The sequence below is a fragment of the Paenarthrobacter sp. PH39-S1 genome (genome assembly GCF_030063245.1).
Classification (GTDB): domain Bacteria; phylum Actinomycetota; class Actinomycetes; order Actinomycetales; family Micrococcaceae; genus Arthrobacter_M.
The window spans coordinates 37083-51496 of the sequence record NZ_JASISR010000021.1 but is presented as its reverse complement, the minus strand read 5'-3'; the positions used below and the strand labels follow the sequence as shown (position 1 = coordinate 51496).

12 protein-coding genes and 1 pseudogene are annotated in these 14414 nt (G+C 63.9%); all 13 read left to right on the top strand.

Features of this window, described 5'->3' with window-relative positions; translation table 11 throughout:
• Positions 1 to 5: 5 nt before the first annotated feature.
• Positions 6 to 675, top strand: a pseudogene (locus QMG52_RS14235) (L-threonylcarbamoyladenylate synthase); the annotation flags it as partial.
• Positions 676 to 1528: 853 nt separating this feature from the next.
• Positions 1529 to 3406 (top strand): glycosyltransferase, encoded by a 1878-nt coding sequence (locus tag QMG52_RS14230; protein WP_283561051.1) that lies wholly within the window; start codon positions 1529 to 1531, stop codon positions 3404 to 3406.
• A gap of 168 nt (positions 3407 to 3574) precedes the next feature.
• The gene (locus QMG52_RS14225; protein WP_283561050.1) at positions 3575 to 5413 is read left to right on the top strand and encodes a polysaccharide biosynthesis protein; all 1839 of its coding nucleotides are present in this window, start codon (positions 3575 to 3577) and stop codon (positions 5411 to 5413) included.
• Positions 5413 to 6426, top strand: a complete 1014-nt coding sequence (locus QMG52_RS14220; protein WP_349361727.1) for an MraY family glycosyltransferase — start codon at positions 5413 to 5415, stop codon at positions 6424 to 6426. The genes QMG52_RS14225 and QMG52_RS14220 overlap by 1 nt, the downstream gene beginning before the upstream one ends.
• A 213-nt stretch (positions 6427 to 6639) precedes the next feature.
• Positions 6640 to 7164, top strand: a complete 525-nt coding sequence (locus QMG52_RS14215; protein WP_283561049.1) for a Cg1360 family ATP-synthase-associated protein — start codon at positions 6640 to 6642, stop codon at positions 7162 to 7164.
• Positions 7157 to 7492 (top strand): AtpZ/AtpI family protein, encoded by a 336-nt coding sequence (locus QMG52_RS14210; protein WP_283561048.1) that lies wholly within the window; start codon positions 7157 to 7159, stop codon positions 7490 to 7492. The genes QMG52_RS14215 and QMG52_RS14210 overlap by 8 nt, the downstream gene beginning before the upstream one ends.
• A 97-nt stretch (positions 7493 to 7589) precedes the next feature.
• Positions 7590 to 8384, top strand: a complete 795-nt coding sequence (atpB, locus tag QMG52_RS14205; protein WP_283561047.1) for a F0F1 ATP synthase subunit A — start codon at positions 7590 to 7592, stop codon at positions 8382 to 8384.
• 72 nt (positions 8385 to 8456) lie between these two features.
• Positions 8457 to 8675, top strand: coding sequence for an ATP synthase F0 subunit C (atpE, locus tag QMG52_RS14200; RefSeq protein WP_196398210.1), 219 nt, complete (start codon positions 8457 to 8459; stop codon positions 8673 to 8675).
• A 45-nt stretch (positions 8676 to 8720) separates the two neighbouring features.
• A complete protein-coding gene (locus QMG52_RS14195) occupies positions 8721 to 9290 on the top strand; it encodes a F0F1 ATP synthase subunit B (RefSeq protein ID WP_283561046.1) in 570 nt (189 codons plus the stop codon).
• Positions 9290 to 10162, top strand: a complete 873-nt coding sequence (gene atpH / locus QMG52_RS14190) for an ATP synthase F1 subunit delta (RefSeq protein WP_283561045.1) — start codon at positions 9290 to 9292, stop codon at positions 10160 to 10162. Before QMG52_RS14195 ends, atpH begins: the two co-directional genes overlap by 1 nt.
• Positions 10163 to 10272: 110 nt before the next feature.
• The gene (gene atpA, locus QMG52_RS14185; RefSeq protein WP_283561044.1) at positions 10273 to 11910 is read left to right on the top strand and encodes a F0F1 ATP synthase subunit alpha; all 1638 of its coding nucleotides are present in this window, start codon (positions 10273 to 10275) and stop codon (positions 11908 to 11910) included.
• A gap of 81 nt (positions 11911 to 11991) precedes the next feature.
• Positions 11992 to 12885 carry a F0F1 ATP synthase subunit gamma gene (locus QMG52_RS14180; protein WP_283561043.1) on the top strand — a complete coding sequence of 298 codons (894 nt, stop codon included), beginning with the start codon at positions 11992 to 11994 and terminating at the stop codon, positions 12883 to 12885.
• 74 nt (positions 12886 to 12959) lie between these two features.
• A complete protein-coding gene (gene atpD / locus QMG52_RS14175) occupies positions 12960 to 14414 on the top strand; it encodes a F0F1 ATP synthase subunit beta (RefSeq protein ID WP_283561042.1) in 1455 nt (484 codons plus the stop codon).

Here is a 14414-nt window from a genome sequence, read left to right as displayed (position 1 = left end):
GCTACGTGAGCACCACATCCTATAACTGCACCTCCAATGAACAGCGCGCGGAGGGACTGGCCCACGCGCAAAAGGCGATCGCCGCCAAGCAGGTTGTTGTCATGCCCACGGACACCGTCTACGGGATCGCCGCGGACGCGTTTTCCCCGCAGGCGGTTGCCACCTTGCTGGCGGCCAAGGGTCGCGGCCGTTCCATGCCGCCGCCGGTGCTGATTCCGCGGCTGAACACGATGGACGGGCTCGCGGCGGACGTTCCCGCGGATGCCCGCAAGCTCGCAGAGCACTTCTGGCCCGGCGGCCTTACGCTGATTTGCCATGCGCAGCCGTCCCTGACCTGGGACTTGGGTGACACGATGGGCACCGTTGCCCTGCGCATGCCCGACGACAAACTCGCCTTGGATCTGCTGACCATTACCGGTCCGCTGGCGGTTTCGTCGGCCAACCGGACGGGGCAGGCCGCGGCACAGACTGCGTCGGAAGCCCGGGTCCAGCTGGCTGAATCAGTAGAGGTCTACCTGGAGGCCGGTTTCAGGCCGCTCGAGGGTACCGAGCCGCTGCCATCAACCATCGTTGACGCGACCGCGGAGGTTTTGCGCGTGGTGCGGGCCGGGGCTATCTCCTTGGAGCGGCTGCGCGAGGTTGTGCCGTCCATTGTTGGGCTGGGTGAGGAGCCGGTGACGGCCGACGACGGCGCAGAGCCGGTGACGGCCGACGACGGCGCAGAGCCGGTGACGGCCGAAGCCGCGGCAGTCCCGCTAGCCGAAGCCGCGGCAGTCCCGCTAGCCGAAGCCGCGGCAGTCCCGCTAGCCGACGCCGCGCTACCGGCGGTGCCGGAAAGCCCGGTAGGGCTGGACACTCCCGTGGAGCTGGAAGGCGCTGCCGGGGGAGAAACACACGTCGAACCGACAGACGCTGCCGTACCGAACGCCCCGACGGAGCCGGAATCACCGGCGACCGAGACGGAACCCTATGTGGTGCAGGAACCTCAGTCGGACGAGCTGACCGGACTTGCCGCTGGTGCCGCGGACGCCCCCGTTGCCGCTGGCGCACCTGTTGCCGCGGGCGCACCTGTTGCCACGGACGCCCCCGTTGCCGCGGACGCCCCCGTTGCCGCGGACGCCCCCGTTGCCGTGGCCGACGCTGTCATGCCACCGGTGCAGCCTTCCGCTGCCGGCGATGCGTCTCGGTCGCCTGCCGGGCAACGGCTGCCGCCGGCGGATGAGGAAGCAATCCCACGGCCGACGGCTCCTCGGTAACGCTCAGGCGGTCACGGGTAAAGCACAATTGCAGGTCCCGGCCCCCGCTACAGCGTTTCGGGGGTAAAGCAAGCCGGCGCGACGACCGAACTCACCGGTATCGGTGTGGTGCCGGGCAGGCTGAAAAAAGTCCCGGGTTAGACTGATTACCGGTGACCGAAACGATGCTACCGGCCCGTTGGCGGCCGTTCGCTTTCAGGGAAGGCGTCAGGGGGTTCCCTCGGCCAGCCGGGATGACCGATTTTGGACGGCTGGAAGGTATTTGACGAGGAATGAATTCCCCGTATCTCGGCGTGGATGAGCCGCGCGTTGTTGCTGTAGTAGTCAGCTACAACCGCAAGGAGCTCCTCGCCAAAACACTCGACGGTATTGCCACCGGTTCGCTTCTGCCGGATGTGGCGGTGGTCGTCGACAACGCGTCCACGGATGGCTCGGCCGGCTTCGTCCGCGACGCTGAACTGCCCTACCCGGTGGATCTGCTGGAACTGTCGAAGAATCTCGGGGGAGCGGGCGGGTTTACCGCCGGAATCGAACGCGCCGTGATCAAGCATGCAGCGGATCTTGTCTGGGTCATGGACGATGATACGGAGCCGCAGGAGGAATCCCTGCGCGCACTGGTGAATGCGTGGCTGGACTATTCGCCAGCTCCCGAACGTAGACCGTCCTTGGTGGCCAGCCGTGTGGTCTGGGTGGACGGGCGCGATCATCCGATGAATTCGATGCGCCAGCGGCTCGGCGCGACGGCGGCGCAAATACGGGCCGCTGCGCGGGTCCGGGCAAAACCGATCCGCTCCGCGTCATTTGTTTCCGCGATGATGAGCGGTTCGGCGATCCGTCAGGCAGGACTGCCGCTTGCGGACTACTTCATTTGGAACGATGACTTTGAATTCACCAGCAGGCTGGCCCGGTTCGGTGATGCGATCCAGGTCCCGGCATCGCGGGTGATCCATCACACGGCGAAATTCGGCAGCTCCGACGTTGATCCCGGACCGCGTTTTTACTACGACGTCCGCAATAAACTCTGGACATTCAGCCGCTCAAGGTCGCTGGCCGGCTGGGAGAAGTTCCTTTACCTCGGTGCCACCATCCGCATGTGGATCGGGGCGATTTCCCGCTCCGGGAACCGCCGGGTCCTGCTCGACGGACTGGCCCGCGGACTGCGCGACGCCGCCCGGCCGCCCCGGCCCAACAGGGAGGTCTTCGCCGGAATCTATCCGATTTCGGAGCTGCCCGGTGAGGCCGGATCCGTGCCACAACCCCTGCAGCAGGACCAAAAACCCCTGCAAGAGGGACAGCCGACCGGGACCTTGGCAGCTGAACTTCCCTTCACACTGTTGATGCCGGTCTACGCCGGTGACTCCGCGGAGCGCTTCCGCCGGGCCTTTGACTCCAGCAGTTGGCAGCAGAATATGCCGCCGCACGAGGTCGTGGTTGTCCAGGACGGGCCGGTGGACGCTGAGCTTGCGGTGGTCCTGGATGGACTCGCCGCCGGGTCCCGGATCCCGGTCAAGCGGATTGTCCTCGCGGAGAACGCCGGCCTGACCGCCGCACTGTCGATCGGTCTGACGCACTGCAGCCATGACATCGCGGCCCGGGCCGATGCGGATGATGTCTCCTTGCCGCAGCGTTTTGAGCGTCAGCTGCCGCTCATTGCCGCCGGTGCCGACCTCGTCGGGGCGGGCATGCAGGAGGTCGGAGACAGCGAATCGGACCTGCTGGCGCTGCGCACGGTGGCCGTTGGCCGGACCGCCATCCGGCGGGCTGCCATAATGCGTAACCCGATCAACCACCCGACGGCGGTCTTCCGGATATCCGCGGCTCAGCGGGTGGGCGGCTACCAGCACGTCCCGCAGGCTGAGGATTACTGGCTGTGGATGCGGATGCTCGCAGCCGGTGCCAACGTGGAAAATGTCAACGAACCGTTGGTGCTGTACCGGGTGAGCGCCGGGTCATACGAACGCCGCGGCGGCCCCGCTGTCTTCCGGGCTGAACTGGCCCTGCAGTCCAGACTCTTTGCGGCCGGCTACACGTCCCGGTTCCAGTACCTGCGCAACATTGCCGTGCGTGGCGGGTACCGGTTCCTGCCGACAGCGTGTCGGAGGGGAGCCTACCGGCGCTTGATTGCCGGAGCGGCCCGTCCGCATGCATGACGGCCACACCAGTACCACGGATGGCGACAGGCCCCGGCCCGCTGCGCAGCCAGACCGACCATTGGATGTACTTTTAGAAGGGTGGTCCGGCACCGATCCGGCAGCAGCGCTTCCCGGGGTAGTAGGAGGAGGCGGTTCTATGTGCCACCAGAAGGATGGGAAAAGAGCGTGAGTGTGGTCAGCGACAGTAAATCCGACGGCAGGCCGGCGCTATGGTTATGGTCCCAGTTTGCGCTGGATTCCCTGGCCTGGGTGGTGGCCATCGCGTTGGCGCTGCTGCTGCGGTACGAGCTTGATGTCACGCTGATCCACGTCGGCGGCACGGTCATGTTGATGATTGTGGCCATCGTGACACAGCTGGTCGCGGGCTGGACCTTGGCGCTGTACCGCGGCAGATATGCCTTCGGCAGTTTTCATGAGGCCAGGATTCTTGTCGTCGTCACCCTGATCGTGGCGGCAGTGATGTTCATTTTCCTGTACCTGCTGGTCAGTGAAATCCACATCGCGCGCAGCGTCGGTGCCATCGCTTTCCCCTTTGCCTGTCTGTTTATGGCCGCCATCCGGTATTTGAAGCGGCTCTATGTGGAGGGCAAATCCAAACCTGGTGAGGGTACCCAGAAAACGCTGGTTTACGGTGCCGGTTTCCTCGGTAATTCCCTGATTAACCGTATGCTCCAGGATCAGGAGTCGCCGTACTTCCCGGTTGGCCTGATCGATGACGACGCCGGCAAAAAGCATTTGCGGCTCTCCTCGGTTTCTGTGCTGGGCCGGGGCGAGGACCTGCCCGACGTCATCCGCCGGACGAAGGCGACGGTGCTGGTGCTGGCCTTCGCGCATGTGGAGGCCGCCAAGGTGCGGGAGATCTCCGACGCCGTCGCCGGGCTGCACATCCGGGTGCTGGTGCTGCCGCCGTTGAAGGACATGCTCGCAGGGGACAATGCGGGGCTGTCGGATTTCCGTGAAATTGATGTCGCGGACCTGATCGGCCGGCGTCCGGTGGACATCAAGCTGGATCAGATCGCCGGCTACGTGGCCGGCAAGCGGGTGCTCGTCACCGGTGCCGGTGGATCGATCGGCTCCGAATTGTGCCGCCAGCTCTCCGGCTTCAGCCCTGCGGAACTGATCATGCTGGACCATGATGAAACCGGTCTGCAGCATACCCAGATTTCCATTTCCGGCCACGGCCTGCTCAACGGCAAGGACACCGTGCTGGCCGATATCCGCGACCCGGAGGCCTTGAACCGGATCTTCCGTGAACGCCGTCCGGAGGTGGTCTTCCACGCCGCCGCGCTCAAGCACGCCCCGCTGCTGCAGCAGTACCCGGAGGAGGGCTGGAAAACCAACACATTGGGTTCGCTTAACGTGCTCCGCGCGGCACAGTCCGTGTCGGTGCAGACCTATGTCAACGTCTCCACCGACAAGGCAGCAAGTCCCACGACGGCGCTGGGCCACTCCAAGCGGGCGGCAGAAAAGCTGACGGCCTGGATGGCGCAGCAGACCGGTCGGCGGTACGTTTCTGTGCGCTTCGGCAACGTGATCGGCAGCCGGGGTTCCATGCTGCCGCTCTTCACCGAGCAGATCAAAGCCGGCGGTCCGGTCACGGTCACGCATCCGGACGTGACCCGCTTTTTCATGACGATTCCCGAGGCTTGCCAGCTCGTGATCCAGGCCGGTGCCATCGGCCACGGCGGCGACGTGCTGATCCTTGACATGGGCGAGCCGGTGAAAATTCTGGACGTGGCGCAGCGGATGATCGCGATGTCCGGCAAGGACATCGAGATTGTCTACACCGGGCTGCGCCCCAGTGAGAAGATGCACGAACAGCTGGTCGGCATGGGTGAGGATGATGCCAAACCCCTGCATCCGAAGATTTCCCACACCACTGCCGTTCCGCTGGCTCCCGAGGTCCTCAGCCTGGACACCTGGCTGCGGCGCTGCAGGCTGGAGTCCGGACCGGCAGCCGAGGAGCTGGACGAGTCCGACGACGATCTGGCAGCGGGCGCATAGTGGCCGTCCTGGTTGCGGCGCTTGCACTGGCCCTGAGTCTGCTGCTGCCCTTGGCGGTCAAGCCCTGGCTGCTGCGGCGCGGCGTGCTCGACATCCCCTCGGACAGGTCGTCGCACAGCATCCCCACCATCCGCGGCATGGGCATCACAGTTGCCGGGGCACTGGCCGCGGCGATGATTGCGGCCCTTTTTGCGCCGCTGGACCCGGCTGACCGCGTTACCCTGCTGGTGGCCCTGGCCGTGATGGTGGCCGCGGCGACCATCGGCTGGATTGAGGATCTGCGCGGGCTGGGCGTGCGGATCCGGGCCGCCCTTCAGCTGGGCCTGGGCCTGGTTTCCACCGCGGCTCTGGCCACGGTGGCGCCCGGACACGCCTTCTGGTGGATCCCGGCCGGCGCCATCGCCGTGGCTGCCTACATCAACGTTGCCAACTTCATGGACGGAATCAATGGCATCTCCGGCCTGCACGGCCTGGTGGTCGGGGTGTTCTATGCCCTGGCCGGACACTTCACTGGGCACGACTGGCTGGTTTACGCGGGGCTGGCCATCGGCGCGGCGTTCGCTGGATTTCTGCCCTGGAACCTGGGCCGGGGTGCCGTGTTCCTCGGGGATGTGGGCAGCTATCTGCTGGGCGCCGCGGTTTCCGTGACCGCCGTCGCGGCGTTCCTGGCGGGCGTTTCGGTGGAGTACATCTTCTCGCCCGTGCTGATCTATCTGGCGGACACCTTCGTCACGCTGATCCGGCGGATTGCCGCGGGGGAGCGCTGGTACGCGCCGCACCGCCAGCACGCCTACCAGCGGCTGACCATCGTGGGGCTCAGCCATCTGCAGGCGACGGCCGTCGTCACAGCCGCCACGGTGGCGACCGGCATCCTTGGAGTGCTGGCAGCCAGGGGTGGCGCGGCGGCGTCGGTGCCGATGGGGATTCTCTGCGCTGTCGTCGTCCTGCTGTATCTGCGCACGCCCACGATTTTTCAGCGGATTATCCGCCGCCGCGCGGCTGCGCAGGGGTAGCATGAGATCCTGTCCGCCGGCCGGCAGCACCAGAGCGACGGCGAAGCCGTTGTGCGGGCAGTCGCTGAGCCGGAAGCAGTTGTGCCGGAAGCCGTTGAGTCGGCTGTCGTTGCGCGGGCATCAGTTCTATCTCGTGTAGAATTTCAAGCGGCGCAAAAACGCCGCCTGTTTCGCTGGCTTCCAGCCCAAAGCCTGAAGAGAATTGGTTTTTTCATGAACGACTCCAGTGCCACCGGCGGCCAAGTGCCCCCGGGCCGGATCGTTGTCTCCGGACCCACCTCGTCCCCGTGGCTGCGCATCCTGGCATATTGCTCGGTGTCCGCCGTGGCGGTCGTCGTCATCCTGACGGCCGTCTCCGCCGTCACCAGCGGGGGAATGGGGGTGCTCAGCGTACTCTTCGGGGCCGCAGTCGTGGTGCTTTTCTTCGCCATCAGTTTATTGGTGGGTCACTTCGTAGGTCGAAAAAACCCCTCGGGAGCCATCGGCGTTTTTCTCGTCACTTATCTCGTCAAGGTTGTCGGCTTCGCCGCGGTGCTGTTTTTTTTCGGTGCCCCCGGCTGGCTGAACGGCACGTGGTTCTTTATTGCCGCCGTCGTAATTGTCCTTGTCTGGCAGGCGACCGAAGTTTTCGCCTTCAGCCGCACCCGCCACCAGCTCTACAATGATCCCGCGCCCCACCGCGCCGGGACTCTCGCTGCCGATAACAGGAGTACGCCGGAGGACGGGCAAAGTGTCTAAACACCATCGCAGCCACGGCGTGCACGGCCGCGCCGGGGAGCGGGTCTCGGTCGCTTCGTCGGGCACCACCGATCCCGCCGGCAACGGCGGGTACAACGCCGGACTGGCCGTTTTCAGCTACGTACTTGGCGGAACCCTCGTCTGGAGTTTGATAGGGTGGGGATTGGATAATGCGCTGGGAACCAACTGGTTCGTTCTGGCCGGAGCCTTCGTAGGTCTGGCCGGCGGTTTCTATCTGTCCTTCGCTCGCCGCCTCCTCCGCAACCGCACCAATGATGCTGCCGGAACGCAGCCGGTCGAGGGCACAAAGAAATCTGAGCACCCGTAATGCCACAAGTTTTCACCATCACCGGGGGTAACGGTGCGGCCGCAGGCCCGCTTCCCCGGCCCATGCCCGAGTACGGACCCTGCAGAGAGGAAACGCGTTGATCGCGCTTACGCTCCCCGCCCAAGAGGGTGGATCGTTCAACCCGCCCGGCGTCAACAGCCACTTGGCACCGCTCTTCACCATCGGAGATTTCGAGTTCACCAAGCAGATGCTGCTGGTCCTCCTGTCCGTTGCCCTGATCTCCTGGTTCTTTGTGGCCGCGGCACGGCAGGGCAAACTTGTCCCGGGGAAACTGCAGTTCGCCGGCGAAGTGGGTTACAACTTTGTTCGCAACTCGGTGGCCAAGGATGTGATCGGCGGCAAGGACTTCATGAAGTACGTGCCGCTGCTGTTCTCGCTGTTCTTCTTCATCCTGATCAACAACATTTACGGCGCCATTCCGCTCATCCAGTTGCCCAGTTTCTCGCATGTCGGTGGAGCCTATTTCCTCGCGGCACTTGTCTACGTGATCTGGATCGGCGTCGGCATCAAGGCGAACGGCCTTCGTTACCTGAAACTGGCCGTTGTGCCCTCGGGCGTGCCGTGGTACATTCTGCCGCTGGTGGTTCCGATCGAAATCATCTCCAACTTCCTGGTCCGCCCGATGACGCACAGCCTGCGTTTGTTCGCGACCATGCTGGCCGGACACCTGATCGTGCTGATTGCTGGCTCCGGCATTGAATTCCTCATCATGCAGGAAAGTGTATTGATGAAGGGTGCCTCAGTCCTGGTGCTCGCCGGATCGATAGCGATGTACATGCTTGAAGCATTGATCATGGTGCTGCAGGCGTACGTTTTTGTCCTGCTCACGGCGATCTACATTGAGGGCGCTGTCCACGCGGACACGCACTGACTTTCCAGCATTTCCCCCGGGGGATAAATCGAACCAAACAACCTGCCTGCGGGCATCTTGAAAGGAACTTTTATGAACGGCACAATCAACGGCTCGATCAACCTCGTCGGCTACGGCCTTTCCGCGATCGGTGGAGCCATCGGTGTGGGTCTGGTGTTCGCGGCCTACATCAATGGTGTAGCGCGCCAGCCGGAAGCTCAGCGCGTACTGCAGCCCATCGCCTTCCTTGGCCTGGCCTTGACCGAAGCCCTCGCCATCCTCGGCCTCGTGTTCGCGTTCGTTCTCAAGTAAAGAGACAGCAACACTTCAATCGCGAGTAGATAGGACGGGCGAAATATGAAAAACCTCATGATTTCCGCCGCCTCTGAAGCGGCTGCCGAGAATCCCCTGGTGCCTAACGGGTGGGAAATCCTGGTTGTTGCCGTGGGCTTCGCGGTCCTCATGTTCATCGTGTTCAAATTTGTTGTACCGATGTTCGAGAAGACCTTCGCCGAGCGCACGGAAGCCATCGAAGGCGGCATTGCCAAGGCCGAGAAAGCACAGGCCGAGGCAACCGCGGCGCTGAGTGAATACAAGCAGCAGCTCACGGACGCCCGCGCCGAAGCCAATCGCATCCGCGAGGAAGCCCGTGCCGAGGGTGCCCGGATTCTGGCCGATCTCAAGGACAAGGCTGCGGCCGAGTCCGCCCGCATCACGGAGCAGGCACAGGTGGCCATCGCCGCCGAGCGTCAGGCTGCCGTCGTGTCCCTGCGGGCCGAGGTTGGCACGCTGGCAACGACGCTTGCCGGCCGCATTGTGGGCGAGTCGCTCAACGACGACGAGCGTTCCACCCGAGTGGTCGACCGTTTTCTGGCGGACCTTGAAGAGCAGAGCACGCCGACGCAGAACGCAGGTGCAGTCCAGTAATGGCAGGTGTATCGAGCGAATCGCTGACCACGGCGCTGGCCGAACTGGAGGTGCAGCTTCCAACCGGCTCGCTGGCGTTGGCGCAGGAGCTTTTCGGCGTCCTCGGTGCGGTCGACAGCTCGGCCGGTCTGCGGCGCGCGCTGACGGATCCGTCCCGGAGCGGTGCTTCGAAGTCGGCACTGGTCGCCGAGTTGGTCAACGGCAAGGTCTCCGCGCAGGCGAGCGATATTGTCGGCAAGCTTGCGGCATCGCGCTGGGCGGCTGCCCGTGACATCGGCGATGCACTCGAAACCGTGGCCGCAACCGTGGCCATTGCCGTTGCGGAAAACCGGACGGGAACCGCAGTTTCCGGTGCCCCGGCTGCAGGCGGATCTGCCTCCGGTGGCGCTGCTTCCGGCCTCACCGGGCTGGAGCGTTTGGAAAACGACTTGTTCGCCTTCAACCAGACCGTTGAATCAAGCCACGAGGTGCAGCGGGCACTGGCGGAGCCGCAGGCCAGTGATGCAGCTAAAACCGCGTTGGCTCTGAAGCTGGTTCCTGCTGCAGGCGAGGAAGCCCGGACGTTGATCAGCCAGGCCATAGTGAATCCACGAGGGGTCAAGGTCACGAAGCTCATTGAGCGCTTCGGTGTCCTGGCTGCGCGGCGTCAGCAGCGCTGGATTGCCAACGTCAGCGTGAGCCGCGCCTTGACGGCGCAGCAGACCGACCGGCTGCAGGCGGGCCTCAACGGCCTTTACGGCCGTGAGCTGAAGATCAACACCATCGTTGATCCGACGCTGATCGGGGGAGTACGCGTGCGGGTGGGGGATGAAGTAGTGGATGCTTCGGTAATCTCCCGGCTCGGCGAGCTTCGCCGCCAGCTGGCCGGCTAGGCACTAACAGCAAGAGACGAAACCGACCGTCGGTCATCTGAGCCGCACCGGTCAAAGCTAGGTCATCGTGAACAAACGGTGATCGCGAAATAGGAGAGCAGGGACTGCAGATGGCCGAATTGACCATCAACGCCGACGACGTCCGTAATGCGTTGAACGAGTTTGCGGCGTCCTACGAGCCTGGCAACGCCGAGCGCGTTGAAGTTGGCCGAGTAACCTCGGCCGGCGATGGCATCGCCCGTGTGGAGGGTCTTCCCTCCGTCATGGCCAACGAGCTGCTGCGCTTTGAGGACGGAACGCTGGGGCTGGCCCAGAACCTTGACGTACGCGAAATCGGCGTCATTGTTCTTGGTGACTTCGCCGGCATCGAAGAGGGCCAGGAGGTTCACCGTACCGGTGAGGTTCTGTCCGTACCCGTCGGCGACGGGTTTATGGGCCGCGTTGTTGACCCGCTGGGCGTCCCGATTGATGACCTGGGCGAGATACAGGCCGAGGGACGGCGCGCACTGGAGTTGCAGGCTCCCGGCGTAACACAGCGCAAGTCGGTCCACGAACCGATGCAGACCGGTCTCAAGGCGATCGACGCCATGATTCCGATCGGCCGCGGCCAGCGTCAGCTGATCATCGGGGACCGCCAGACGGGTAAGTCGGCGATCGCCATTGACACGATCATCAACCAGAAGGCCAACTGGGCCTCCGGGGACGTGCAGAAGCAGGTCCGCTGCATCTACGTGGCCATCGGCCAGAAGGCGTCCACCATTGCCGCGGTGCGGCAGACCCTTGAGGACAACGGAGCGCTGGAGTACACCACCATCGTCGCCTCCCCGGCGTCCGACCCGGCCGGCTTTAAGTACTTGGCCCCGTATGCAGGCTCGGCCATCGGCCAGCACTGGATGTACGGCGGCAAGCACGTCCTGATCGTCTTCGATGACCTGTCCAAGCAGGCCGAGGCCTACCGCGCCGTGTCGCTGCTGCTGCGCCGTCCGCCGGGCCGCGAGGCCTACCCGGGCGATGTGTTCTACCTGCACTCCCGTCTGCTGGAGCGTTGTGCCAAGCTCTCCGACGAGCTCGGCGCGGGTTCCATGACGGGCCTGCCGCTGATCGAGACGAAGGCGAACGACGTCTCCGCCTACATCCCGACCAACGTTATCTCCATCACCGACGGCCAGATCTTCCTGCAGTCGGACCTCTTCAACGCCAACCAGCGGCCCGCCGTGGACGTCGGTGTCTCCGTCTCCCGGGTGGGTGGCGCTGCGCAGGTGAAGTCGATGAAGAAGGTTTCCGGAACGTTGAAGCTGGACCTGGCCCAGTACCGCGACATGCAGGCATTCGCCATGTTTGCCTCGGACCTGGACGCCGCATCACGCCAGCAGCTGACCCGCGGTGCGCGGCTGATGGAACTGCTCAAGCAGGGCCAGTACTCGCCGTTCCCGATCGAGGACCAGGTGGTCTCCATCTGGGCTGGCACCAAGGGTTACCTCGATGATGTCCCGGTGGAGGACGTTCGCCGCTTCGAAGCCGAGTTCTTGGAGCACCTGCGGCACAGCTCGTCGGTGCTGACCACATTGGCGCAGACCAATGTGCTCGACGACGACACCGCCGAAGCGCTGAAGACCTCCATTGTGGAGTTCAAGAAGGGTTTCTTCGGCGAGGGCGACGACCGCCTGGTGGGTGCCGGACATGAGGAGCACGACGCACTGTCCGGCTCCGACGTTGATCAAGAGAAAATCGTCAAGCAGAAGCGCTGATTTCATTCGCTGATTGAGCCTGTCGGAACCCTTGAGCGGTTTCGACAGGCTTAACCACCGGGAGCACAGGAAAGGAAGACTATGGGAGCCCAGATCCGGGTCTACCGCCAGAAGATCACCTCGACGACGTCGATGCGCAAGATCTTCAAGGCGATGGAACTGATCGCCACCTCGCGCATCGGCAAAGCCCGTGCACGTGTGGCATCTTCCCTGCCGTACGCGAACGCCATCACCCGCGCGGTTTCGGCTGTGGCATCACAGTCCGAAATTGACCACCCGCTGACCACCGAACCGGAACAGATCCGCCGTGCCGCCGTCGTCATTGTGACGTCGGACCGCGGCCTTGCCGGTTCCTACTCCGCGAGCGTGCTCAAACAGGCCGAGGCTCTGACCGAGCTGCTGACCGCCGAGGGCAAGGAAATCCAATACTTCCTGATCGGACGCAAGGCACAGGCCTACTTCGACTTCCGCGGGCGGGAATTCGAGCGGGTCTGGACCGGTGGCACCGATGCGCCGGAGTTCAAGACCGCGCAGGACGTCGGAGCGGCCGTCCTGAAGGCCTTCGCGACGGACTATGAGAAGGGTGGCGTGGACGAGATCCATGTCGTTTCCACCCGCTTCCAGTCCATGGTTGTGCAGGTTCCCACCGTGGTGCGTCTGCTGCCCCTTGAGGTCGTGGAGGAACAGGCATCCACCGCCGAGGATCTGTTGCCGCTGTACGAGTTCGAGCCGGAGACGGAACGGGTGCTCGATGCGCTGCTTCCCCGGTACATCGAATCCCGTATCTTCAACGCATTCCTGCAGGCAGCGGCCAGCGAGCTTGCCGCCCGCCAGCGGGCCATGAAGTCCGCCGGTGACAACGCGACCGATCTGATCAAGAAGTACACGCGACTGCGTAACACAGCCCGCCAGGGCGAAATCACCCAGGAGCTGTCCGAGATTGTGGCGGGTGCGGACGCGTTGAACGCGTCCTGACACCGCAGCGACCGGAGCCAGGTTCCGACCCGTTAGACTTAACCCCACGCCATCTACTGATTGAAGCGAGAGAGATGACTGTCACCAGCACAGAAAAGGTAGCCTCCAAGGCCCGTGCTACCGGGCGCATTGCCCGCGTTATCGGCCCCGTTGTCGACGTCGAATTCCCCTCGGACGCAATCCCGGGAATCTACAACGCCCTGACCACCTCGGTAACCCTCGACGGCGTTACCCGCACCATCACCTTCGAGACCGCGCTGCACCTGGGTGACAATCTCGTCCGCGCCATCTCCCTGCAGGCCACCGACGGCCTGGTCCGCGGGACCGCCGTCGTGGATACAGGTTCCCCCATCACCGTGCCCGTGGGCGACGGCGTCAAGGGCCATATCTTCAACGTGCTCGGCGAGCCGCTGGATGTGGATGCCTCAGAGCTGAGCATCACCGAGCGCTGGCCAATTCACCGCAAGGCTCCCGCCTTCGCGACCCTTGAGGGTTCGACGGAGATGCTGGAAACCGGCATTAAGGTCATCGACCTGCTGACCCCGTACATCAAGGGTGGAAAGATCGGCCTGTTCGGCGGTGCCGGTGTGGGTAAGACGGTGCTGATCCAGGAAATGATCACCCGTGTGGCCCGCAACTTCGGCGGTACCTCCGTCTTCGCCGGTGTCGGCGAGCGTACCCGTGAGGGCAACGACCTCTGGGTGGAGATGGAGGAAGCCGGCGTTCTCAAGGACACCGCGCTGGTTTTCGGCCAGATGGATGAGCCGCCGGGAACGCGCCTCCGCGTGGCGCTTTCCGCGCTGACCATGGCGGAGTACTTCCGCGATGTGCAGAACCAGGACGTGCTGCTTTTCGTGGACAACATCTTCCGCTTCACGCAGGCCGGTTCCGAGGTGTCCACCCTGCTGGGCCGGATGCCGTCCGCCGTGGGTTACCAGCCGAACCTTGCCGACGAGATGGGTCTGCTCCAGGAGCGCATTACGTCAACCAAGGGTCACTCGATCACGTCGATGCAGGCCATTTATGTCCCCGCGGACGACTACACCGACCCGGCCCCGGCTACCACGTTCGCCCACCTGGATGCGACCACGGAACTTTCCCGTGAAATCGCTTCGCGTGGACTGTACCCGGCCGTGGATCCGCTGAGCTCCACGTCCCGCATCCTCGACCCGCAGTACATCGGTCACGACCATTACAACACCGCTGTACGCGTGAAGCAGATCCTGCAGAAGAACAAGGAACTCCAGGACATCATCGCCATCCTCGGTGTTGATGAGCTCTCCGAGGAAGACAAGATCGTGGTGGCGCGCGCGCGCCGCATCCAGCAGTTCCTCTCGCAGAACACGTACACGGCCAAGCAGTTCACCGGCGTCGAAGGGTCCACGGTCTCGATCAAAGACACCATCGAGGGCTTCAACGCGATCTGCAACGGCGACGTGGACCACATTGCCGAGCAGGCGTTCTTCAACATCGGTGGCATGGATGATGTCGAGCGTCAGTGGGCAGCGATCCAGGAATCGACCAAGTAA